Genomic DNA, 21,625 nt, shown 5'->3' on the forward strand with positions numbered 1-21,625 from the left:
TTGCGACAGCGGCCGATTCGGCGTCCAGTTCGCCACCGACGTCCGTGGACAACTGGACGCCGAGCTGGAGACCTCGGCGCCCCGCGACGGCACCGCCCCGGCGCCTGCCAGCTAGCCGCCAACCCTGCACCGCTGCCAGCCGGGCCGGCACCCGGCACCCGGCACCCGGCCGGCACCCGGCCTACGCCCGGTCGAGCACCAGCGCCAGCTGGCGCGACAGCGCCACCGGCCGCCCCGAGGAGTCCCACAGCTCGCCGTCCTCCTCGAGCAGCCCGTCCATCAGGAACCGGGTGACGAAGGTCCCGAGCATCCATCCCGGCGCCGGCCGGGCCCGCACGTGCACGGTGAGCTCGAGGGTCGGCACCCACCCGGCGGCGATCGAGCCGATCAGGGTGGGCGGGAAAGCGTCGGCGAAGGTGACCAGCGACCGCTGGTCGGGCTGGGTCCCGTCGCGGAAGCGGATCCACCCGGTGACCGACAGGGGGTCGTCCTCTGGCACCCGGCCCCAGGTGGTGTCCCGCGGCAGCATCAGGTCGAAGCGGTCCATGATCTGCGGGACCGGCCGGCCGGCCGCCTCGCTCAGCTCCCGCATCGACACGCACTGGTCGGGGTCGGGCAGCACCGGCGGCCGGGCGGCGACGCGCGTCGGGCCCTTCTGGGCTTCGAGGTCGCCGAGGACCCCGAGGAGGCGGACCCGTTCCCTGCCGTCCTGGACCACCCGGGCGGTGACGTTGACGTAGCTGCGACCCGGCTTGACCATGTCGACCTCGACGGTCACCGGGCCGGCGGTGGGCGGGGACAGGTAGTGGGCGGTGGTGGAGAGCGGGTCGGGGCGCCCGGCGGCCTCCTGCATGGCCCGCACGGCGATGGCGAGGAGGTAGCCGCCGTTGGGGTTGTTGCCGATGTTCCACCGGGGGTTGACGTCGGCGGTCCAGGTCCGCTCGTCGACGCGGGTCACGGTGGTGTCAGTGAGGAACGCCGACTCCCCGGCGTCCCCCTTCGCTGGTGATGTCACCGGTGCAGTGTGGTGCCTGACGGTCCGTCCTCGACAATCCACCCGGCGGCGGCCAGCTGGTCCCTCAGGGCGTCGCTGCGGGCGAAGTCCCTGGCGGCCCTGGCCGCGGTGCGCTCGTCGACCAGCGCCTGGATGTCCGCCGGCACCGCCGTGTCCTCCCGGCCGATCGGGAGGCCGAACACTTCGGCGATCTCGAACACGGTGGCCGCCCACCGGGCGGCGTCGGCACCGGACCCGGCTGCGGTCGCGGTCCGGGCCCGGTCGCGGGCGTCGAAGAGCAGGCGCAGCGCGCCGGGGGTGTCGAGGTCGTCGTCCATCCGCTCCCGCAGCAGGGCCAGCACCTCAGGGTCCGGCGCTGCGGACCGGGCAGGCGCGAAGTCGGAGGCGAAGGTGTCCAGGCCCCGCAGGGTGTTGGTCGCGGCCGCGAGGGTCGAAGGGCCGATGGTGATCGGCGAGCGGTAGTGGCTTTGCAGCACCTGCAGCCGCAGGACTCTCGGGTCGTGCGCGTCGAGCAGCTCGGGGAGCGACAGCGTGTTGCCGAGCGACTTGCTCATTTTCTCCCCTCCTTCGGCCTCGACCATCCCGGAGTGCACCCAGTGACGGGCGAAAGGGCGGCCGATGGCCTCGGCCTGGGCCCGCTCGTTCTCGTGGTGGGGGAAGGCCAGGTCGTTGCCGCCGCCGTGAAGGTCGAAGCCGTCGCCGAGGAGGTCTAGGGACATGACCACGCACTCGGTGTGCCAGCCCGGGCGGCCGTCACCCCACGGGGAGAGCCAGCTCGGCTCGCCGGGCTTGGCCAGCTTCCAGAGAACGAAGTCGACCGGGGAGCGCTTGCCTGACTCCTCGGTCACCTCGATGCGGGCGCCGGATCGCAGGGACTCCAGGGGCTGGCGGGCCAGGAGGCCGTAGTCGGGCACCGTCTCCGACGCGAAGTACACACCATCCCCGCCGACGTAGGCGTGGCCGGTCCTGATCAACCCCTCGATCAGCTCGACCATCTGGGGGACGTACCTGGTGGCGTGGGGGTCCTCGGTCGGGCGCAGCACGCCGAGGCGGTCCATGGCGTCCCACCACACCTTCTCGTAGGTGGCCGCCACCTGTTCGGTGGTGGTGCCGTCGGAGGCGGCGCGGGCGATGATCTTGTCCTCGATGTCGGTGATGTTCGACACGTAGCGGACCTCGATGCCCGACCAGGTCAGGTACCGGCGCAGCACGTCCCAGGTGAGGGTGAACCGGCCGTGGCCGAGGTGAGGCTCGCCGGAGACGGTGGGGCCGCACACGTACACCGACAGCTGGCCGGGGCGACGGGCCTCGATGGGCGTCACCTGCCCTAACGCGGTGTCGAAGAGGTGCAGCACGCCAGTACCGTAGCGGGATCATGCCTGGCACGGTTCCCGAACGACCATCCCTCGAGGGCCTCGAGACATCCTGGACCGAGCGGTGGGAGGCCGATGGCACCTACCGCTTCGACCGCAGCGCGCCGCGGGAGCGGGTGTACGCCATCGACACGCCGCCGCCGACCGCCAGCGGGTCGCTGCACGTCGGGCACGTGTTCTCCTACACCCAGACCGACGCCATCGCCCGCTACCAGCGGATGGCCGGCAAGTCGGTCTTCTACCCGATGGGCTGGGACGACAACGGCCTGCCGACCGAGCGGCGGGTGCAGGCCTACTTCGGTGTGCGCTGCGACCCTTCGCTGCCGTACCAGCCCGACTTCACGCCGCCGGCGGAGGGGGGTCTGGCAAAGAAGCAGGACGTGGTCCCCGTCTCGCGCCCCAACTTCGTCGAGCTGTGCGAGCGGCTGACCGCCGAGGACGAGAAGGCCTTCGAAGCGCTGTTCCGCCGCCTCGGGCTGTCGGTCGACTGGGACCACCAGTACGTGACCATCGGGCAGCGGGCGCAGCGGGCGTCGCAGCGGGCGTTCCTGCGCCTCCTGCAGAAAGGCGAGGCGTACAGCGCCGAGGCGCCGACGCTGTGGGACGTCGACTTCCGCACCGCGGTCGCCCAGGCCGAGCTGGAGGACCGGGACCGGCCCGGCGCCTACCACCGCCTGGTGTTCCACGCCGCGCCGTCGCCGGGCCGCGACGAGGACCTGCTCGTCGACACCACCCGCCCGGAGCTGCTCGCCGCTTGCGTCGCGGTGGTCGCCCACCCCGACGATCAGCGCTTCGCCCACCTGGTGGGGACCAGCGTCCGCACTCCGGTGTTCGGCGTCGAGGTCCCCTTTGTCACCCATCCCCTCGCCCAGCCCGACAAGGGCACCGGCGTGGCCATGATCTGCACCTTCGGTGACGTCACCGACGTCGTGTGGTGGAGGGAGCTGTCGCTCCCCGTCCGGGCCATCCTCGGCCGGGACGGACGGCTGCTGCCCACCCCGCCGACCACCTTCACGCCGGGCGCGGCGACGGTCTACACCGAGTCGCTCGCCGGCCGGACGGTCAACCAGGCCCGGGCCGCGATGGTGGGGCTGCTGCAGGAGTCCGGGGAGATGCTGGGCGAGCCGACCCCGATCCAGCACCCGGTCAAGTTCTACGAGAAAGGCGACCGTCCCCTCGAGATCGTCACCAGCCGCCAGTGGTGGATCCGGACCCTGGCCCACCGGGAGTCGCTGGTGGAGCGGGGCAACTCCATCTCGTGGCACCCCGCCTTCATGCAGGGCCGCTACACCGACTGGGTGCAGGGGCTCAACAGCGACTGGCTGATCAGCCGGCAGCGGTTCTTCGGCGTGCCGTTCCCGGTGTGGTATCGCCTCGACGGTGAGGGCAACCCGGACTACAACGACATCCTGCTGCCCTCGGAGTCCCGTCTCCCGGTCGACCCTTCCACCGACGTGCCCGACGGCTACGACGAGGACCAGCGGGGCAAGCCGGGCGGCTTCGCCGCCGACCCCGACGTGATGGACACGTGGGCCACCTCGTCGCTCACGCCGCAGATCGCCGGCGGCTGGGAGGAGGACCCGGAGCTGTTCGAGCGGGTGTGGCCGATGGACCTGCGCCCGCAGGGCCACGACATAATCCGGACCTGGCTGTTCTCGACGGTCGTGCGTTCCCACCTCGAGTTCGACTCAGCGCCGTGGACCGACGCGGCGCTCTCGGGGTGGATCCTCGACCCGGACCGCAAGAAGATGGGCAAGTCCAAGGGCAACGCCATGACCCCCGTCGACCTCCTCGAGAACCACGGCAGCGACGCCGTCCGCTACTGGGCCTGCTCGGCGCGTCTCGGGACCGACACCGCGTTCGACGAGGGTCAGATGAAGATCGGGCGCAAGCTGGCGACCAAGGTGCTCAACGCCTCCAACTTCGTGCTCGGGCCTCGCGGCCTCGGACTGGCGGCGCTGGCCTCCTCGGGCGAGCCGCCCGACCTCTCGGTGGTCACCGAGGCCCTCGACCGGTCGCTGCTGGCGGCGCTGGCCGGGCTGGTGACCGACGCCACGACCGCCTATCAGGGTTACGACTACGCGAGGGCGTTGGAGCGCACCGAGTCGTTCTTCTGGACGTTTTGCGACGACTACGTCGAGCTGGTGAAGGCCCGGGCCTACGGCGAGCGGGACGACGCCGGTACCGCCTCGGCGCGGGCCACGCTGCTCACCGCCCTGTCGGTCCTGCTGCGCCTGTTCGCCCCCGTGCTGCCCTTCGTCACCGAGGAGGTCTGGTCGTGGTGGCACACCGCCTCGCCGGCCGGCAGCGCCTCGCCGGCCGACAGCGAGTCCGGGTCGATCCACCGGGCCCGGTGGCCGCAGCTGTCGGAGGTCACCGGGCGCGCCGCGCCTTCCCGGTCAGAGCCCTCCTCCGAGCCGGCGACCGCCTCACTGCCGGCCGGTGACCCGGCGGTCCTTCCGTCGGTGGCCGCGGTCCTGGCCCAGGTCCGGCGGGCCAAGACCGAGGCCGGACGAAGCCTCAAGGCCGCAGTGTCGTCCCTGACGGTGACTGGACCTGCCGAGAGGCTGGCCCGCGTCGCGGCCGGCGTCCCCGACCTGGCAGCCGCGGCCGGCGCCGCTCCCGACACCGTCCGGCTGGTCGACGGTCCGGCCGGCCCCAACGGGCTGCCGGTGGTCAGCGTCGATCTGGCCGACTCCTGAGCGCCGCCCCCGCCGGTCGGGTGACCGTCGTCGGGTCGCTCAACCTCGATCACGTCGTGGGCGTCGAGCGCCTGCCCACCGAAGGGGCGACGGTGGCGGCGTCGGCCTACAGCACCGGTGCTGGCGGCAAGGGCCTCAACCAGGCGGTCGCAGCCGCCCGCCAGGGCGCGGCGGTGGCCATGGTCGGCGCGGTCGGCGACGACGACGCCGGGCGGGGGCTGCTCGCCCTGCTCGCCGGCGAGGGGATCGACGCCGGCGGGGTGCGCGTCGATGACGGCCGGCCGACCGGGCTGGCGCTGATCACCGTCGCCGAGGGCGGCGCCAACACGATCGTGGTGGTGGCCGGCGCGAATGCCGGTGTGACCGAAGCGGCCGCAGCAGTCACCGGCAGCGGGTCGACGCAGTCCGGGGCCGTGGCGACGGAGCCCGCGGGTGCCGGGCTCGCCGGCCGACCCCGCGACGTGGTGCTGACCCAGCTCGAGATCCCTCTCGCGGCGGTGCGAGCCGCCCTGCGGGCGGCTCGGGACGCAGACGCTCTCGGCATCCTCAACCCGGCGCCGGCCGCGGGTCCGCTGCCCGCCGACGTGCTTGCTCTGGCCTCGATAGTCGTGCCCAACGAGACCGAGGCGCGGGCCCTCACCGGCGAAGCCGACCCGGAGGCGGCGGCGGTGGCCCTGGTGGCGGCGGGCTGCCCGGCGGCGATCGTCACCGTCGGGGAGGCCGGGGCGGTGGTGGCCCAACCGGGCCGGGTGTTCCGGGTGCCGGCGTTCCCGGTCACCCCGGTCGACACCACCGCGGCGGGGGACGCCTTCTGCGGGACGCTGGCGGCGGCGCTGGCCGGCGGGGCGCTGCTGGCGGACGCGGTTCGCCGGGCGTGCGCGGCCGGCAGCCTGGCCGCGGCGGCGCCGGGAGCGGTGGCCAGCCTCCCCGGTGCCGCCGCGGTGGCGGCCCTCACCGGCTGAGGCGCTCCGCCGGCCGGGACCGGCTCAGGCGACGGGCGCCCACACCTCGATGACGGTTCGCAGCGGGACCACGACCGGGAGGGTGTCGCCGACCGCGGCCCGCAGCTCGTCGAGCATGGCCGCTCGTTGCGGCGCGGCCAGCAGGATCGCGAAGCTGATCGACTCGAAGCGAGCGTTGAAGTCGTCCCAGGTCTCGAAGCGCTGCTCGTGGGGCAGCTCGATGCGTTCGACCCGGGCGAAGACCCCGCTGTCGTAGAGGCCTTCGCGCCACGCCCCCACCGACTCCGGACGGGGTCCGAGCGCCTCGTAGCGGCCCAGGATGTCCGCGACGCGCTCCACCGCCGACCACGCCGGGTCCCTGCCGTTGGTGACGATGGCCAGCCTCCCCTCCGGCTGCAGCACCCGGCGCAGCTCGGCGGCGGCCTCGGGAAGACGGAACCAATGGAACGCCTGGGCCACGGTCGCGCCTCGCAGGCTGGCGTCGCGCAGGGGGAGGTGCTCGGCGGTACCCGCGGCGACCCTGGGCCCCGTCACCTCCCGCAACCGGGCTCGCATGCCGGGCATGGGCTCGACGGCAAGCACGTCGGCGCCGGTGGTGGCCAGCACCCGGGTCAGCTTGCCGGTACCGGCCGCCACGTCTGCCACCCACTCTCCGGCGCCGAGCCTCAGCTGCTCGGCGAGGATCGGACCGGCCTGATCGGGGTAGGTCGGGCGGCCCCGCTCGTAGCGGGTGCCCTCTTCCTCGGTGGCCCAGCTCGTCGCATGCCGGCGGTCGTGCACGGCCCGAGTATGTCCGCTGCCCGACACAGGGTGCGGGCAGGATGGACTCGGCTCGCCCGCCGCCCAGACGGGGTCTCAGTTCCATGCCGAACCTCAGGTCCATGCCGAACCTCAGGTCCAATGTCGAGGAGCAGCCCGTGCCCCCACCCCCTCCGCCACCCCCACCCCCAGCCCCAGCCCCAGCCCCGGCTGGCGAATCGCCGGGCGGCCCGGTCCCGGCCGGCTTTCCCTGCTGCGGGCGTTGCCCGTACCGCCGGGCCGAGCAGCCCGGGGTGTGCCTGGCCTGCGTCACCGGAGCGACCGGGCCGGCCCAGCAAGCCGGCGCGGCCCCGAGCGGTTGTGCGGCGTGCGGCCAGGCCGCTCCCGGCCCGGGCCGGTGCCCCAATCCGTGGTGCCAGCGAGCGGACCGGGGCTGGTCGGTGGCCTTCGCGGTGGCTGTCCACGCCGGTCCGCTGCGGCGGGTGCTGGTCGACTACAAGTACCGCCGGCAGCAGCGGTGGGCGCCGGTGCTCGCTCGCCTGGTCGCGGGCTGGCTGGAGGTCCATCAGCCTTGGGTGGAGGATTTCGACGTCATCGTGCCGGTCCCCGCCTACCTGGGGCCCGGCGCCCGGCGGGGTTGGGATCCTGTCGCCGAGCTGGCTTCTCACGTCGCCGGCCTGGTCGGGCCGCTCTGGGAGGTCGCGACCGGCACGGTGGTCAAGACCGCGGAGACCCCTGCGATGACGGGCAGGTCGCGCCTGGCCCGCCTGGCGCTGGCGGAGGGCCCGCTGCGCGCCGCTTTGGCGGTCCCCGACCCGGCGCGGGTGGCCGGCGCGCGGGTCCTGGTCCTCGACGACGTGCTGACCGAGGGGTCCACCCTCAGGGAGATGGCTCGCTGCCTGCGCCGGGCCGGGGCCACGGAGGTGGCCGGGTTGGCGTTGAGCCGGCCTACAGTCGCCGGGTGGCGCCGCGACTGGTCAAGATGACGGTGGGCGACGTCCGTCTGGCCGTGCCGGCTGGACCGGGCGTAGAGGCCGGGATGGTCACCCTCCGGGAGGAAGCCCCGCCCCACCGCCAGCTGCGCATCGTGGTCGGCCAGCCCGAGGCCCGGGCGATTCGCGCCGCGTGGCAGGGCGACGTACCGGCGAGGCCATCGACCTGGGACCTCCTGGTGTCCGCGGTGGCCCTGCTCGACGGGCGCGTCGAGCGCGCCGTGATCACTGCCGTGGAGGAGGAACGCCACTGGTACGCGTCCCTCGAGCTGGAGCGGGGGGAGGAGCGGCGGGCCCTCGCGTGCCGGCCGTCCGATGCGGTGGCCCTGGCCCTTCGGTCATGGGGGGCGGGGATCTTCGCCCACGAGGAGGTCCTGATCGCTGCGGGGGTGCTGGAGGACGGCACCAAGCCAGGAGCGGCGGCCCGCGACGGCCTCGACCGGGAGGTCGATCCGGGCGGCAACGAGGGCACCAGCTTCATCTGACATCCGCCCGGCGGGCGCGCGCCGCCTTCCAGGTGGTACGAACACTGCCCATGGAGATCGTGGTGGTCATCGAGATCCCGAAGGGGACCCGCAACAAGTACGAGTCCAACGATGCAGGTGAGATCTGGCTCGACCGCACCCTGTTCACCGCGACGCAGTACCCGGAGGACTACGGCTTCGTCCCCGACACCCTCGCGGAGGACGGCGACCCGGTCGACGCGATGGTGCTGCTCGAGGAGCCGACGTTCCCCGGCTGCCACATCAAGGCCCGACCCATCGGCGTGTTCAAGATGACCGACGAGGAAGGCGTCGACGCCAAGCTGCTGTGCGTGCCGGCGACCGATCCGCGCACCGCGGCGGTCACCGAGCTGGAGCACGTCCCGAGCTACGAACTCGACGAGATCGCCCACTTCTTCGAGATCTACAAGGCGCTGGAGCCCGGCAAGAGCACCGACCCGGGCGGCTGGGAGGGGCGCGAGGCGGCCGAGGCCGCCATCGAAGCCGGCCGCCGGGCGTACGCCGCGAAGCGCTGAGGCCGCCGCGACCTGCCGGAGCGGGGGGAGCCTGATGCCGACACCGCCCGCCGCTCGCCCCCGGGTGACCGGCGTCGCCGCGGCCGCCGGCGGGATCGCTCTCGGCGTCGCCGCGCTCGCGGCCTGGCTGCTGCGCCGCCCCGACCACCGGCCCGGCGCCGGCCTCAACTCCACCGGACGCCTCGGCCGCAGCCTGCACCTGGCCCGCCTGACGTCGCGGGTGTCGACGGGGTACCTGACCGGTTCGGCGCGTGAGGTCTTCGCGTCCGCCGAGCGCAAGGAGGAGCTTCGCGCCGAGCGCCAGCTGCGCAGCACCGCCGACGTCGTCGCCACTCTCGGTTCGATGAAGGGGGCGTTCATGAAGCTGGGTCAGATGGCCAGCTACCTCGACGCCGGCCTCCCCGACCACGTCCGCGACGCGCTGGCCACCTTGCAGGCAGACGCCCCGCCGATGACAGGCGAGCTGGCGGCGTCGGTCCTGGCCGAGGAGCTCGGCGCCGGGCCCGACGAGCTGTTCGAGGAGTGGGATCCGGTGCCGATCGCGGCCGCGTCGATCGGGCAGGTGCACCGGGCGATCACCCTCGACGGCCGGGCGGTGGCGGTCAAGATCCAATATCCCGGCGTCGACCGGGCCATCCGCGCCGATCTGGACAACTCCGCCCTGCTGCTCCAGCTGCTCCGGGGGGCGTTCCCCAGCCTGGAGGCCGAGCCGCTGGTCGCCGAGCTGCGCGAACGGATCGGCGAAGAGCTCGACTACCGCCTCGAAGCCCGCAACCAGACGTTTTTCGCCGACGCCTTCGCCGGCCATCCCTTCATCCACGTCCCTGCGGTGGTGCCCGAACTGTCCAGCCAACGGGTCCTGACCTCCGAGCTGGTGGTCGGCAGCCGCTACGAGGAGGTCCTGACCTGGCCGCAAGAAGAACGGGACCTGGCCGGCGAGACGATCTTCCGCTTCGTGTTCGGCTGCCTGTACCGGCTGCGGGTGTTCAACGGCGATCCTCACCCCGGCAACTACCTGTTCCACCGGGGTGGTCGGGTCACGTTCCTCGACTTCGGGCTGGTCAAATGGTTCGACGACGCCGACGTCGAGATCCTGGCCTCGATGGTCCAGAGCCTGGTGACCGCCGACGACCCGGTGGCGTTTCGCAGGACCGCCGAGCGGGCCGGCTTCCTCCGCCCCAACAGCGACTTCCCGAACGAGCCGGGGCTCTCCGACGAGCAGGTGGGCGACTACTTCCGCCACTACTACGAGCTGGTCCTGGCCGAAGGCCCGCAAAGGTTCTCGCCGGATTACGCGAGCGAGACCCTCCGGCATTTCTTCGCGGCCGGCGACCCGGTGCTCAAACGGGCGAACGTCCCCCCGTCGTTCGCCATCCTGCAGCGCATCAACTTGGGCCTCTACGCGGTGCTGGCCGGCCTGGGGGCCACCGGCGACTGGCGGCGGATCGCCAGCGAGATCTGGCCATGGGTGGCGGCGCCGCCGTCCACGCCGCTCGGCGAGCTGGCTGCCGGATGGACCCCCGGCGCCCCGCCACGCCCGGTGGGGTGAACGCCCTCAGGCGGCGCGGGCCTGGGTGATCAGCTCGGCCAGCGCCCTCCCGGACCCGCCGACCAGCACCGGGGGGCCGAGGCGGCGCACCGCGGCGGCGAGCGCCTCTGCCTGCTCGGAGGCGGGCAGCCACGTGACACTGACCACGACCAGGTCGGGCCCCACCCGGCGGATCATGCCCACCAGCTCCTCGAAGGGCACGTTGACCCCCAGGTGGTGGACCCGCCAGTGGTCCTCGCGAAGCGCCGCGGTCGCCATCCCGCCGGGCAGTTGGTGCTCCTCGACCGGAGGTGAGCACACCACCGCCACCCCCCGGGGGCGCCCGGGCGGGGCCGGCGTGAGGCGGCCGAGCAGCCGCTCGCAGATCGCAGAGGCCCGCCGCTCGTCGGCGACGGTCAGCTGGCCGGCCTCCCACTGGTCGCCGATCTTCCGCATCGCCGGACCGATCAGCCGGTCGCAGCAGTCCACCACCCGGACCCCGCTACCAACGAGACCTTCCACCAGGTCCCGGGCGGCGCCCTCCTCGCCGGCGATCAGCGCCTGGTGGAGCTGCGCCGCGAACCGCTCCCAGTCCCGCACGACGCGCTCGGGAGGCGGCGGGCTCGGCCGACGCCGCTCGCGGTCGAAGGCCTCCAGGTCCCCGACCTCGACCTGGTAGACCCCGCCGATCTTGGCGGCCCGGAGGGCCCCGGACCGGACCCAGCGGTACGCGGTCTGGTAGTGCACGCCGAGGCGGCCGGCCGCATCGTGAAGCGTGATGCGCGTACCGCCAGCACCGTCCTCGCCCGCGGGCGCAGGCGCCGGCGCGGCGGGTTCACGCATATATGACGGACTCCGAGAAGGCCTCCGCGAGGCACTCCATCAGCGTGGAGGTGTCGGGCGTGGCAGCCGGGTCCATGTTGACCCCGACGTGGAGGCTTCCGTCGTAGCTGACGGTGGTCAGGTTCAAGCCCGAGCCGCCGCGGGGGCCGAAGGGGATCAGCCGGAGCACCCGGGCGCCCGCCAGGTACAGCGGGTCGGCCGACCCGACGACGTTGCTCGCCATCACATCGACGGAGGTGAGGACCTTCCCGATGAGCGCCTCCGACCCCTCGATGCGGGTGGCGGCCGCCGCCAGCGGCTGGTAGGCGCGAAGCGCGGGCTGTCGCCGTTGGTCGAGCACCAGGTCGTGCACCGCCCGCAGCCGGTCCATGGGATCCTGGATCTGCAGCGGCACCATCATCCGGGCCGGGAAGAACTGGTTGCGGAGGCTGTCATCGCCGGCGTCGCGCAGGTTGACGGGCATCCCCAGACGCAGGTGCTCCGGGGCCGAGGCGTGGCGGGCGTGGTAGCGGCGCAACCCGTCGATCACCGCCGAGATGAACATGTCGTTGACCGTCGCTCCTGCCGCGGCCGCCACGGCGCGCACCTCCTCGAGGTCGGCGCTGAGCGCCCCGAAGGCGGCGCCGGTGGACCGGCCGGTCATAACCGGGCTGGCGGGCCGGTCGGAGGGGGTGAGCACACGGGCCACGCTGCGGACCAACCCGACGGTGGCGGCGAGCCGCTGCTCGGGGTCCGCGACCGTGTCGCGGGCCACGCCGGTGAGCGTCGGGACCGCCCAGCGGAGCGCGCCCAGCACCCGCCCCGTCTCGTGTGCCACGTCGCCGGCGAGCCGCTCCGCGACCGAAGGCGTCCGGACCTCCTCCAGGGGGGGCAGGTCGGGGACCGTGGCGCCGGCCTCCAGGTCGAAGAGGACCATCGCCAGCTTCATGGCCCCCAGGCCGTCGGTGAAGGTGTGGTGGAGGCGGACGATCACCGCGGCGCGCCCGCCGGCCATGCCCTCGACCAGCTCCATGTGCCACAGCGGGCGGGACGGGTCCAAGCCGGTGGACGCCATCGGCGCGGCCATCTCCAAGACGTCGTCGACGGTTCCCTCTCCCCCGGCGACGACCTGCCTGACGTGCCACGCCAGGTCGAAGTCGGCGTCGGGCTGCCAGGACGGCGTGGCCCACCCGGTGACCGGGGGGACCACCCGTTCCCGGAAGCGGGGCAAGGCCCGGGTCAGGACGTCGACCCGGCGGCGCAGCGCCGCCAGGCCCGGCGATCGGTCGAGGACGACGACCACGGTGATCACCGACCGGAACCGGGCGTCGAAGCGATCGAGGCGCCACATCAACGCCTCGATGTCGGTCATCCGAGCGTCGGATCCCGCAGCGCCGGCCATTGGGCGAGGCTAGTGGCTCCCCGGCGAAACGCCGCCTCCGGCCGGGCCGACCGGGGGCCGGTCGGGCCGGTCGGTCGGTCGGTCGGTCGGTCGGTTGCCCCGTAGCTCACAGGCTGAGGATGCTGTCCTCGCTGCCGTGGTCGTTGGCGACGTAGGCGTCGGCCTGCCAGTCGTTCTCCCAGCGGGCACCGTCGAGGAGGTACCGGTACCGGTAGCAGCGCTCCGTCGCCAGCGTCAGCGTCACGCTGAAGCGACCGTCCTTGCGCTTGACCAACGGCGTGGCGTCGGGAGACCACTCGTTGAAGTCCCCGACCAGGGTGGCCGTCTCGGCGTCCACCTCGGCTGGGAGTTCGAAGGTGACCCGAGCCGTCCTGCCGCCCTTGCTGTAGGTCTTTCTCGCCATCGCAAAATCTACCCCGGCGCCCGGCGGCGACAAGGGTCCGGCGCGAGGCGCCGGCCGGTCAGTTGTCGACGCCGACCAGCGCCGCCACCAGGTCGAACGCCTGCCCGACAGTCGTCAGCTTCTCGGGCTCCACGTCGGGCAGTTTGATGGCGAACGCGTCGTTGAGCGCCAAGGTGATCTCGACCACGGCCAGGCTGTCGGCGTCGAGGTCCTCACGCCAGCGGGCGTCGGGCACGACCTCCGATGTGTCGATGTCGAGCACCTCGGCAACGCACTCGGAGAACGTCGAGAAGGCTTCGGCCCGATCCATCTGCGTGACGGTAGCCAAGATCAGAGATCGGCCGCGGGTCGGCGGTGCTTCTACGATGCCGGGTCATGTCCGGACTCCTCGAAGGCAAACGTCTGCTCGTGACCGGCGTACTCACCGACGACTCGCTGGCCTTCTCCGCCGCCCGCCACGCCCAAGAGCAGGGCGCGCAGGTAGTGCTGAGCGGCGCGGGGCGCGGTCTGCGCCTGACCCAGCGGGTAGCCAAGCACCTGCCCGACCCGCCGGACGTGCTCGAACTCGACGTCACCCAGCCCGAGCACATCGCCACCGTCCGAGCCGCTCTTGAGCGGCGGTGGGGCGCCCTGGACGGCATCGTGCACGCCATTGCCTTCGCCCCGGCGGAGGCGCTCGGGGGCGGGTTCATGGACGCCGGGTGGGAGGTGGTGAGCACCGCGGTGGAGATCTCCGCCTTCTCGCTGAAGCTGCTCGCCGCCGGCCTGCGCCCGCTGATGGTGGCCGCCGGCGGAGGCTCGATCGTGGGCTTGGACTTCGACGCGACGGTGGCGTGGCCCGGCTACGACTGGATGGGCGTAGCCAAGGCCGCCCTCGAGTCCACCGCGCGCTACCTGGCCCGGGACCTGGGGCCCGACAACATCCGGGTCAACCTGGTCGCGGCCGGGCCAGTGCGGACCGTCGCCGCCAAGTCCATTCCCGGCTTCTCGCTGTTCGAGGACGTATGGGACGGGCGGGCCCCGCTCGGCTGGGACATCAACGACCCCGACCCGGTCGGGCGGGCCTGCGTGGCGCTCCTCTCCGACTGGTTCCCCGCGACCACCGGCGAGATGCTCCACGTCGACGGCGGCTACCACGCGATGGGCGCCTGATGAGCCGCGTCGTGCTGGTGACCGGCGGCAATCGGGGCATCGGCGCTGCCATCGCGGCCGCGTTCAAGGCCGGCGGCGACCAGGTGGCGGTCACCAGCCGGCACGGGGAGGTGGAAGGTTTCTTCACCGTTCCCTGCGACGTGACGTCGAGCGAGGACGTCGACGCGGCGTTCGCGACGGTGGAGGCCGAGCTGGGACCGGTCGAGGTGCTCGTCGCCAACGCCGGGATCACCGCCGACACCCTGCTTTTGTCGATGAAGGAGGACGCCTGGGACCGGGTGCTCGACACCAACCTGTCGGGTGCCTACCGGGTGGCCAAGCGGGCCACCTCGAAGATGATCAGGGCCCGCAAAGGGAGGATCATCCTGGTGTCGTCGGTGGTCGCCCTGACCGGCTCGGCCGGCCAGACCAACTACGCGGCGTCCAAAGCCGGCATGGTGGGCTTCGCCCGCAGCCTGGCCCGGGAGATCGGCGGGCGGGGGGTCACGGTGAACGTCGTCGCGCCGGGGTTCGTCGAGTCGGACATGACCGCCGCGCTCTCCGAGTCGCGCCGAGCCGAGATCCTCGAGGCCGTCCCGCTCAAGCGGATGGCGACCCCGGAGGAGGTCGCGGCGTCGGTGGTGTGGCTCGCGTCGGAGGCCGCCGGGTACGTGACCGGCGCGGTGATCCCCGTCGACGGCGGTCTCGGGATGGGACACTGACGATGGAGAAAGGTTTCCCGGCCCCGGCTGACGTCCTGCCCCACCGCCCGCCGTTCCTGTTCGTCGACGAGCTCACCGGCATCGAGCCGGGCATCTCGGCGACGGGCCGCTGGCATCTCACCGGTGAGGAGTGGTTCTTCCCGGGGCACTTCCCGGGGAGGCCCACCCTCCCGGGGGTGGTGATGGTCGAGGCGCTGGCCCAGCTCGGCGGCATCGCCGTCCTGCTCGACGAGCGCTTCACCGGCAAGCTGCCCCTCTTCGGCGGGATCGACAAGGCCCGCTTCCGCCGCCAGGTCGGCCCCGGCGACACGCTCGAGATGGAGGTCACCTTGGACCAGCTCGGGACCCGGGCCGGCAAGGGTACGGGCGTGGCCCGCGTCGATGGGAAAGTCGCCTGCCAGGCCGGCCTGCTCTTCGTCATCGTCGACGGCTGATCACGCCGCCGGCGGCGCCTACGCCTGCGTGAAGATCAGCGTGGCGTTGTGGCCGCCGAAACCGAAGCTGTTGGTGAGCGCCGCGGCCACCGAGGCCCGGCGAGCGACGTGGGCCACGTGGTCCAGCTCGCAGCCGGCGTCGACGTCGTCGAGGTTGATGGTCGGCGGCAGCAGGCCGGTGCGGATGGCCTGGATGCACGCGATCGCCTCCAGCGCGCCCGCCGCGCCGAGGGTGTGACCGGTCATCGACTTAGTGGAGCTGACCGGCGGCCCGGACGGCCCGAACACCCGGCGTAGCGCCAGCGCCTCGACCCGGTCGTTCGGAGGCGTCGACGTGCCGTGGGCGTTGACGTAGCCGACGTCGCCGGGGCCGAGGCCCGCGTCGGCCAGAGCCGCTTCCATGGCCCGCACCGCCCCGTCGCCGTCCGGGTGAGGAGCGGTGATGTGGTGGGCGTCGGCCGTCGAGCCGTAACCGGCAACCTCGGCCAGGATCGTCGCCCCCCTCGCCAGCGCCGCCTCCCGCTCCTCGAGCACCAGCGTCGCGGCGGCCTCCCCCATCACGAACCCGTCGCGGCCGGAGTCGAATGGCCGCGACGCTCGGCCCGGCTCGTCGTTGCGGGTCGAAAGCGCCTTCATGGCCGCGAATGCCGCTATACCGACCTCCCCGACCGCGGCCTCGCACCCCCCGCAGATCATGGCGTCGGCCCGGCCCAGGCGGATCTGGTCGGCGCCCTCGCCGATCGCCTGCGCCGAGGCCGCGCACGCCGTCACGGTGCAGGAGTTGTAGCCGGTGGCACCGTGCTGCATGGCGATGAGCCCGGCGGCCATGTTGGCCAGGGTCATGGGCAGCGTGTACGGGCTGACCCACTCCGGCCCGCGGTCTCGTAGCACCCCGACACCGTCGGTCAGCGAGCCGAGCCCGCCGATGCCGGTCCCGTAGATGACCCCGACCCGCTCGGGGGCGGCGGCGATGTCCAGCTTGGAGGCGTCGACCGCCTCGGCGGTCGCGGCCAGCGCCAGCTGCACGTTGCGGTCCAAATGGCGCGCCCGGCGCTTTCCGAAGTGCGCGACGGGGTCGAAGCCGCGGACCTCGGCCGCTATCCGCACCGCCAGGCCCGACGCGTCGAACCCGGCGATCGGCGCCACGCCGGAGCGTCCGGCGACCATCGCGTCCCAGGTGGCTTCGGCGCTGGTCCCGAGCGCGCTCAGCGCCCCCATACCGGTGACCACGACCCGCCGTCGCTCGCTGCGCACCCGAGTCATCCTAGGTTGCCGGGCGTCCCGCACCCCGCAGCCCGTCCCTGCGAGCGGCGCGCCTGTCGCGGCCCGGCCCGGGATGGCTGGGAGCGCCCTACACTGGTAGACACTCGCGCTATGGCGGTCCCGCAACTCCCACCATCGGCACCCCAGGCCGCCAGCGGCATTCCCCGGTCTTCGCTTCCCGAGACGCGGGCCTACCGCTTCAAGCGCAAGGTCCTCGGCGAGCCGCTGGTCAACGAGGCGCTGTCGGAGGAGCGTCTCCCGAATCCCATCGCCCTCGGCGTGCTCGCCCCCGACTGCATCTCCTCGACGGCATACGGCAGTGAGGAGATCCTCAACATCCTGGTCCCGGTGGCCGGGGTGGCCGCCTTCAGCCTGGTCGTACCCCTGACCCTCGGGATCCTCGTCATCCTGTTCTTCGTGACGCTCTCCTACCGGGAGGTCGTCATGGTCTACACCAAGGCCGGCGGCTCCTACGTCGTCGCCCGGGACAACTTCGGGCTGAACGTGGCCCAGATCGCCGCGGTGGCGTTGCTCATCGACTACGTCGTGACCGTCGCGGTGCAGTCCGCGGCCGGCACCAACGCCTTGACGTCCGCTGTTCCCTCTCTGACCCCCTACCAGGTGCCCATCACGATCGGCGTCGTGGTGCTGCTCGTCTATGGGAACCTCCGCGGGATCAGAGAAGCCGGACGGGCGTTCGCCCTGCCCACGTACCTGTTCATCGCCGCAGTGGCGTCAGTAGTGGTCGTGGGGATCGTCAAGGACCTGATCAGCGGGTTGCCGCACGTGGCACTCAAGGCGCACGCCTTGGTCCAGGAGCCCCAATACGTCGGGCACACCGGCAGCGGTCACGGCTTGCTGATGGGCGTGGCGGTGTTCTACGTGCTCAAGTCGTTCGCCAACGGCGGCGCTTCGCTCACCGGCCTGGAGGCCATCTCAAACGGGGTCGGCGCATTTCAGCCTCCCGAGGGCCGCAACGCCCGCAAGGTGCTGGTCATCATGTCGTGCACACTCGGCACCCTGGTGCTCGGCGTGTCGGTCCTGGCCCACATCACCCACGCCACCCCCTACGCGGCAGGCACGCCAACGGTCCTGTCCCAGGAGGCCAAGGTGGTGTTCGGGACCGGGGGCTTCGGCAGCGTCATTTACTACATCGTGCAGCTGGCCACCCTGCTCATTCTCTACACCGGCGCCAACACCAGCTTCAACGGGTTCCCGTTCCTCGCCAGCTTCGTCGCCGAGGACCGCTTCTTGCCCTACAAGCTGACCAAGCGGGGCCACCGTCTGGTCTTCTCCAACGGGATCATCATCCTCGCAGTGGTGTCCATCACCTTGCTCCTGGTCACCAGGGCCAACGTGAACTCCCTGGTCGCGGTGTACGCGATCGGAGTGTTCACCGGTTTCACCCTCGCCGGCGCCGGAATGGTCAAGCACCACATCACCGAGAAGGAGCCGGCGTGGCGACGCAAGCTGGTCATCAACGGCTTCGCCTCGTTCTTGTCGTTCGCGGTGGTGATCATCTTCGCGGTCACCAAGTTCACCGAGGGGGCGTGGGTCGTGGTGATCCTGTTCCCCATCATGTGGATCGGGCTGACCCGCCTCAACAAGCGCTACCGGCTCGAGGCGTCGGTGCTCGGCGAGACGGTGGCCGAGGCCGCAGCCGAAGCCAAGCCGCTGCCCCGGGCCGTGGCCCTCATGCTCGTCGACCGGATGGACCTGGCCACCGCCCGGGCCATCCAGTACGCCAAGACCCTCAACGTAGACGAGCTGCGAGCGGTGCACTTCTCGATCGACACCACCCGAGCCGCCCGCCTCCAGGAGCGGTGGGTCCGCCTCGGGCTCACCCGGCTGCCGCTGGAGCTGATCGACTGCCCGGACCGGCGGGTCATCCGGGCCTGCCTCGAGCTGGTGGAGGACTACCTCTCCGATGGGCGCACCGAGGTGAACGTCTTGCTCCCCCGCCGCTCCTACAAGCGGGCCTACAGCCGTTTCCTGCATGACGCCACGGGCGAGCGCCTGGCCGCGGCGGTGAGCCGCCTGCCCCACGTCAACGCCACCATCGTCCCCTTCGACGTCGACGAGGAACTGCGGGAGCGACGCCGGGCCAAGCATGAGCTGCGCTCCGACAGCTCAGCCTCCGCCGCGGCCGGCGACCCGGTCGGCGCCCGTCACGGCCACGGTCACGGCGGTCACCGGGCCAAGGCCGAGGCAGGCGCGGAAGCCAACGACGGGGCGTCCCTGGCCAACCTGCCGGGGGTTCGCCCGATCGTCGGCCTCCAGCCTCGTCAGCGGGCCCGGGTCGCGGGTCGCATCCGCAGCCTCACCGTCCAGCCGTGGGGGAGCGTGCCCACCCTCGAGTGTGTCATCGACGACGACAGGGGCCGCCTGGTCGTCGCCTTCCTCGGGCGGCGCCAGATCGCCGGCATCCAACCCGGAGCGCGGATCATCGTGGAAGGGACCGTCACCGAGCGCAAGGGCAAGCTGACGATCATCAACCCGACCTACGAGTTCGCCGCCGCCAACCCGGCGTGAGCCGTCGCTGACCTGCGTGAAGCGCGGACCCATCCTCCTCCTCGGAGGTCGCAGCGAGATTGGCCTGGCGGTCGTGGAGCGCCTGGTGCGAGCCGACCCCCGACCGGTGGTCCTCGCCGCTCGGGCCGAGCGGCACGGCGCCGTGTCGTCCGGTGCCGTGCCGGCGCCGGGCCGGGCGGCGGCGGGTGCCGCGCTGCGGGCGGCGGGCGCCCCCACCGTCAGCCAGGTTGACTTCGACGCTGACGACTTGGCCTCACACGCAGGGATCCTGGACGCGGTGATAGCCGAGTACGGCCCTATAGGCACCGCCGTCGTCGCTTTCGGGATCCTGGGCGACCAAGCCCGGGCGGAGCGCGACGTCGATCACGCCCTGGCCATCGTGCACACCGACTACGTCGCTCAGGTCAGCATGCTGACCCTCTTGGCCGAGCGGGGACGGACAGCCGGCGCCGGGCAGATCGTCGCCTTCTCCTCCATCGCCGGCGCTCGGGTGCGGAGGGCCAACTACGTTTACGGGTCGGCCAAGGCCGGCCTCGACGGTTTCGCGACCGGCCTGTCGAGCGCCCTGGCCGGGAGCGGTGTGAGCCTTCTCCTGGTCCGGCCCGGCTTCGTCACCGGACGGATGACTGCGGGCATGCCACCGGCGCCGCTGGCGCGCACCCCCGAACAGGTCGCCGACGCGACGGTCCGAGCGCTCGCCGCCGGCCGGCGCGAGGTGTGGGTGCCGGCGACGCTCGGGCCGCTGGCTGCGGTCGCCCACCTGGTGCCCTCGACGCTGTGGCGACGACTGCCCCGCTGAGCGCTCACGGCCCCGCCGCTGCGCCACCGGGGGTGGGCCGGCCCGGCGCGCCGACCCGCGCCTGGTGGCCGGCGCCCGGCTCTAGCCTGGCGTCCATGGCAGACGGCTCGACGGTCCAGGTCCGCGACAACCCGGAGGCTGGGTGCTTCGAGCTCAGCGTCGACGGCCAGCCGGCGGGCCAGGCCGAGTATCAAGCGGCCGGAGGCACCGTCACCATGACCCACACCGAGATCTATGACGCCTACGGAGGGCGCGGCCTCGGCTCGACGCTCATCAAAGCCGCCCTGGATGCGCTCCGCGAGCGCGGCGCGTCGGTGATCCCCGAGTGCCCTTTCGTCCGGTCCTACCTGCAGCGCCACTCCGAGTACGCAGCCATGGTGCCGCTCGAGGAGCGATCCCGCTTCGAGCTGCCCGACGGGGAGTAGCCGCCAGGCGGCTCCCGCCGCTTGCAACCCCGCTCCTACTGGGATAGCATGAAACACATCTGAATACCTCGTGCTCCGGCACCGTGTCGGCCCCCTCGGCTGCGGGCCCTTCCCACCCGGCAGGACCACAGCGGAGGCAAGCGTGCGTGACCCACAAATCACGGTCGACGGCTACCAGGTCGGCGACCGCTCGAGACTCGACATGCACGACTGCGTGTGGTCACTGGCCCTCGACCAGCGGGCCTTTGGACCTCGCCGCTTGATCGTTTGCTGCACCGACCGGGATGGACGGGTGCTCGGGATGGCCCACACCGGTCGCACCGACCCGCCGGAGCTGGCGCTCGGACCGTGCCTGGCACACATCGGGGCGGGGGCCTCCGCCGCAGTGGCCTTCTGCGACGAGCTGCTCTCGGTCGGCCCACCACCACCAGACCTCGGGCCTCGCTTCGCCGCCGCCCGAGCGATCGCCCACCACCACGGCATCCACCTGGTCGACTGGATCGCCTGCGACGACCGGCTGCTGCGCAGCGCCCGCTTCGCCCTCCAGCCCGACACCGAGGCCGAAGGTTGGTGGGACGTGCCGGCGACATGAGCGCATCCCTCGACCTGGTCCGGAGCCACCGCGACCAGCTCCTCGCCCTCGCCGCCGGCCACGGCATCTCCAACATCCGGATCATCACCGCGGGAGCCGGGGTCGGCGGCGACCCAGACGTCGTCCGGCTCCTCGTCGACACCGACCCTCGCCGCCCGGGCATCGAGTTCTTCGCGTTCGCGGCCGACGCCGAAGACCTCCTCGCCACCCGGGTCGAGGTCGGCACCAGCATCCGCGCCGACGCGCCGGTGCGAAGCGAGCCGCTGTGATGCGGCGCAGCGCCGAGGAGCACCTTCGCTACATCAAAGCCACCGCCGCGCTGGTCGAGGCCGAGACCCGGCGGATCGGCCGGGCCCGGTGGATGGCCGACGAGCAGGTCCGGACCGCCACCTACTACCGGCTGCACACCGTGGCCGAATCGGCCAAGGTCCTCCCCGACGAGGTGAAGGGCCGCCACCCCGAGGTGCCGTGGCGGGCGATGACGGCCATGCGCAACCGCCTGGTCCACGACCACCTCGACGTCGACCCGGGCATCGTCTGGTCGGTGGCCACCGAGGACCTCCCCCGGCTGGGGGCGGTGGCCGCAGCCGAGTTGGTGCGATCGCCAACGCTCAGCCGGGCCAATGGCCGCACTCAGGCCGGGCCCGGGACGGGCCGCGTTGCCGGCGTCACCGACCGCCCCAGGGGCCTGACCGACCGGGGAGGCGCCCTGACCCTCGAGCCGTGAGCACGGTCGTAGTCCCGGCCCCGG

Annotated in this window: 23 protein-coding genes; 15 read left to right on the top strand and 8 right to left on the bottom strand. The window is 72.6% G+C overall.

The window, feature by feature from the left end; all coding sequences use genetic code 11:
* Positions 1-181: 181 nt before the first annotated feature.
* The gene (locus tag K6U06_RS15985; protein WP_262322953.1) at positions 182-1,015 is read right to left on the bottom strand and encodes a thioesterase family protein; all 834 of its coding nucleotides are present in this window, start codon (positions 1,013-1,015) and stop codon (positions 182-184) included.
* Positions 1,012-2,370, bottom strand: coding sequence for a cysteine--tRNA ligase (gene cysS / locus K6U06_RS15990; RefSeq protein ID WP_262322954.1), 1,359 nt, complete (start codon positions 2,368-2,370; stop codon positions 1,012-1,014). The genes K6U06_RS15985 and cysS overlap by 4 nt, the downstream gene beginning before the upstream one ends.
* Positions 2,371-2,390: 20 nt before the next feature.
* Between cysS and valS the strand changes: the two genes are divergently transcribed.
* Together valS and K6U06_RS16000 are read left to right on the top strand one after the other, a co-directional pair.
* Positions 2,391-5,090: a valine--tRNA ligase gene (gene valS, locus K6U06_RS15995; RefSeq protein ID WP_262322955.1), complete on the top strand. Its 2,700-nt coding sequence runs from the start codon at positions 2,391-2,393 to the stop codon at positions 5,088-5,090.
* Positions 5,087-6,052: a PfkB family carbohydrate kinase gene (locus tag K6U06_RS16000; protein WP_410051067.1), complete on the top strand. Its 966-nt coding sequence runs from the start codon at positions 5,087-5,089 to the stop codon at positions 6,050-6,052. Before valS ends, K6U06_RS16000 begins: the two co-directional genes overlap by 4 nt.
* A gap of 24 nt (positions 6,053-6,076) precedes the next feature.
* Here the strand turns inward: K6U06_RS16000 and K6U06_RS16005 are convergent, their stop codons facing one another.
* A complete protein-coding gene (locus K6U06_RS16005) occupies positions 6,077-6,832 on the bottom strand; it encodes a class I SAM-dependent methyltransferase (RefSeq protein ID WP_262322957.1) in 756 nt (251 codons plus the stop codon).
* Positions 6,833-7,251: 419 nt separating this feature from the next.
* Here K6U06_RS16005 and K6U06_RS16010 point away from each other — a divergent pair, with 419 nt between their 5' ends.
* From K6U06_RS16010 to K6U06_RS16025, 4 genes are read left to right on the top strand one after another with little or no spacing between them, the layout of a single operon-like run.
* Complete coding sequence (locus K6U06_RS16010) at positions 7,252-7,797, top strand: ComF family protein (RefSeq protein WP_262322958.1); 546 nt, start codon at positions 7,252-7,254, stop codon at positions 7,795-7,797.
* A complete protein-coding gene (locus tag K6U06_RS16015) occupies positions 7,773-8,288 on the top strand; it encodes a bifunctional nuclease family protein (protein WP_262322959.1) in 516 nt (171 codons plus the stop codon). The genes K6U06_RS16010 and K6U06_RS16015 overlap by 25 nt, the downstream gene beginning before the upstream one ends.
* A gap of 50 nt (positions 8,289-8,338) precedes the next feature.
* Entirely contained in the window at positions 8,339-8,821 is a 483-nt protein-coding gene (locus tag K6U06_RS16020; protein ID WP_262322960.1) for an inorganic diphosphatase, read from the top strand.
* Positions 8,822-8,855: 34 nt separating this feature from the next.
* Positions 8,856-10,370: an ABC1 kinase family protein gene (locus tag K6U06_RS16025; protein WP_262322961.1), complete on the top strand. Its 1,515-nt coding sequence runs from the start codon at positions 8,856-8,858 to the stop codon at positions 10,368-10,370.
* Between the two features lie 6 nt (positions 10,371-10,376).
* On the opposite strand, the gene K6U06_RS16030 is transcribed toward K6U06_RS16025, so the two are convergent.
* The 4 genes from K6U06_RS16030 to K6U06_RS16045 form a co-directional block, all read right to left on the bottom strand.
* A complete protein-coding gene (locus K6U06_RS16030) occupies positions 10,377-11,192 on the bottom strand; it encodes a B12-binding domain-containing protein (protein ID WP_262322962.1) in 816 nt (271 codons plus the stop codon).
* Positions 11,185-12,573, bottom strand: a complete 1,389-nt coding sequence (locus K6U06_RS16035; RefSeq protein ID WP_262322963.1) for a wax ester/triacylglycerol synthase domain-containing protein — start codon at positions 12,571-12,573, stop codon at positions 11,185-11,187. The genes K6U06_RS16030 and K6U06_RS16035 overlap by 8 nt, the downstream gene beginning before the upstream one ends.
* A 106-nt stretch (positions 12,574-12,679) precedes the next feature.
* Positions 12,680-12,976 (bottom strand): isoamylase early set domain-containing protein, encoded by a 297-nt coding sequence (locus K6U06_RS16040; RefSeq protein ID WP_262322964.1) that lies wholly within the window; start codon positions 12,974-12,976, stop codon positions 12,680-12,682.
* Between the two features lie 58 nt (positions 12,977-13,034).
* On the bottom strand, positions 13,035-13,286 hold the full coding sequence (locus K6U06_RS16045) for an acyl carrier protein (RefSeq protein WP_262322965.1): 252 nt from the start codon (positions 13,284-13,286) through the stop codon (positions 13,035-13,037).
* 65 nt (positions 13,287-13,351) lie between these two features.
* Between K6U06_RS16045 and fabI the strand changes: the two genes are divergently transcribed.
* The 3 genes from fabI to fabZ are packed head-to-tail and all read left to right on the top strand — an operon-like array spanning position 13,352 to position 15,263.
* Entirely contained in the window at positions 13,352-14,128 is a 777-nt protein-coding gene (gene fabI, locus K6U06_RS16050) for an enoyl-ACP reductase FabI (protein WP_262322966.1), read from the top strand.
* The gene (gene fabG, locus K6U06_RS16055; protein ID WP_262322967.1) at positions 14,128-14,829 is read left to right on the top strand and encodes a 3-oxoacyl-ACP reductase FabG; all 702 of its coding nucleotides are present in this window, start codon (positions 14,128-14,130) and stop codon (positions 14,827-14,829) included. Before fabI ends, fabG begins: the two co-directional genes overlap by 1 nt.
* 2 nt (positions 14,830-14,831) lie before the next feature.
* Positions 14,832-15,263, top strand: a complete 432-nt coding sequence (fabZ, locus tag K6U06_RS16060) for a 3-hydroxyacyl-ACP dehydratase FabZ (RefSeq protein ID WP_262322968.1) — start codon at positions 14,832-14,834, stop codon at positions 15,261-15,263.
* Positions 15,264-15,281: 18 nt separating this feature from the next.
* On the opposite strand, the gene fabF is transcribed toward fabZ, so the two are convergent.
* A complete protein-coding gene (fabF, locus tag K6U06_RS16065; RefSeq protein WP_410051057.1) occupies positions 15,282-16,526 on the bottom strand; it encodes a beta-ketoacyl-ACP synthase II in 1,245 nt (414 codons plus the stop codon).
* Between the two features lie 111 nt (positions 16,527-16,637).
* Here fabF and K6U06_RS16070 point away from each other — a divergent pair, with 111 nt between their 5' ends.
* From K6U06_RS16070 to K6U06_RS16095, 6 genes are all read left to right on the top strand, one after another.
* The gene (locus tag K6U06_RS16070; protein ID WP_262322970.1) at positions 16,638-19,058 is read left to right on the top strand and encodes an amino acid permease; all 2,421 of its coding nucleotides are present in this window, start codon (positions 16,638-16,640) and stop codon (positions 19,056-19,058) included.
* A gap of 16 nt (positions 19,059-19,074) precedes the next feature.
* Positions 19,075-19,857, top strand: a complete 783-nt coding sequence (locus tag K6U06_RS16075; protein WP_262322971.1) for an SDR family NAD(P)-dependent oxidoreductase — start codon at positions 19,075-19,077, stop codon at positions 19,855-19,857.
* A gap of 95 nt (positions 19,858-19,952) precedes the next feature.
* Complete coding sequence (locus tag K6U06_RS16080; RefSeq protein ID WP_262322972.1) at positions 19,953-20,282, top strand: GNAT family N-acetyltransferase; 330 nt, start codon at positions 19,953-19,955, stop codon at positions 20,280-20,282.
* Between the two features lie 142 nt (positions 20,283-20,424).
* Complete coding sequence (locus K6U06_RS16085) at positions 20,425-20,874, top strand: hypothetical protein (protein WP_262322973.1); 450 nt, start codon at positions 20,425-20,427, stop codon at positions 20,872-20,874.
* Positions 20,871-21,143 (top strand): hypothetical protein, encoded by a 273-nt coding sequence (locus tag K6U06_RS16090; RefSeq protein ID WP_262322974.1) that lies wholly within the window; start codon positions 20,871-20,873, stop codon positions 21,141-21,143. The genes K6U06_RS16085 and K6U06_RS16090 overlap by 4 nt, the downstream gene beginning before the upstream one ends.
* Positions 21,143-21,601 (top strand): DUF86 domain-containing protein, encoded by a 459-nt coding sequence (locus tag K6U06_RS16095; RefSeq protein ID WP_262323030.1) that lies wholly within the window; start codon positions 21,143-21,145, stop codon positions 21,599-21,601. The genes K6U06_RS16090 and K6U06_RS16095 overlap by 1 nt, the downstream gene beginning before the upstream one ends.
* The last annotated feature ends 24 nt before the right edge of the window (positions 21,602-21,625 follow it).

The sequence above is a fragment of the Acidiferrimicrobium sp. IK genome (assembly GCF_025499425.1).
In the GTDB taxonomy this organism is placed as follows: Bacteria; Actinomycetota; Acidimicrobiia; order Acidimicrobiales; family Palsa-688; genus Acidiferrimicrobium.

Coding starts and splice junctions, on each gene's coding strand:
- valS (WP_262322955.1), top strand. CDS start 2,391: ATGCCTGGCACGGTTCCCGAACGACCATCCCTCGAGGGCCTCGAGACA.
- K6U06_RS16020 (WP_262322960.1), top strand. CDS start 8,339: ATGGAGATCGTGGTGGTCATCGAGATCCCGAAGGGGACCCGCAACAAG.
- K6U06_RS16025 (WP_262322961.1), top strand. CDS start 8,856: ATGCCGACACCGCCCGCCGCTCGCCCCCGGGTGACCGGCGTCGCCGCG.
- K6U06_RS16030 (WP_262322962.1), bottom strand. CDS start 11,192: ATGCGTGAACCCGCCGCGCCGGCGCCTGCGCCCGCGGGCGAGGACGGT.
- K6U06_RS16035 (WP_262322963.1), bottom strand. CDS start 12,573: ATGGCCGGCGCTGCGGGATCCGACGCTCGGATGACCGACATCGAGGCG.
- K6U06_RS16040 (WP_262322964.1), bottom strand. CDS start 12,976: ATGGCGAGAAAGACCTACAGCAAGGGCGGCAGGACGGCTCGGGTCACC.
- K6U06_RS16045 (WP_262322965.1), bottom strand. CDS start 13,286: ATGGATCGGGCCGAAGCCTTCTCGACGTTCTCCGAGTGCGTTGCCGAG.
- fabI (WP_262322966.1), top strand. CDS start 13,352: ATGTCCGGACTCCTCGAAGGCAAACGTCTGCTCGTGACCGGCGTACTC.
- fabG (WP_262322967.1), top strand. CDS start 14,128: ATGAGCCGCGTCGTGCTGGTGACCGGCGGCAATCGGGGCATCGGCGCT.
- fabZ (WP_262322968.1), top strand. CDS start 14,832: ATGGAGAAAGGTTTCCCGGCCCCGGCTGACGTCCTGCCCCACCGCCCG.
- fabF (WP_410051057.1), bottom strand. CDS start 16,526: ATGACTCGGGTGCGCAGCGAGCGACGGCGGGTCGTGGTCACCGGTATG.
- K6U06_RS16070 (WP_262322970.1), top strand. CDS start 16,638: ATGGCGGTCCCGCAACTCCCACCATCGGCACCCCAGGCCGCCAGCGGC.
- K6U06_RS16080 (WP_262322972.1), top strand. CDS start 19,953: ATGGCAGACGGCTCGACGGTCCAGGTCCGCGACAACCCGGAGGCTGGG.
- K6U06_RS16090 (WP_262322974.1), top strand. CDS start 20,871: ATGAGCGCATCCCTCGACCTGGTCCGGAGCCACCGCGACCAGCTCCTC.
- K6U06_RS16095 (WP_262323030.1), top strand. CDS start 21,143: ATGCGGCGCAGCGCCGAGGAGCACCTTCGCTACATCAAAGCCACCGCC.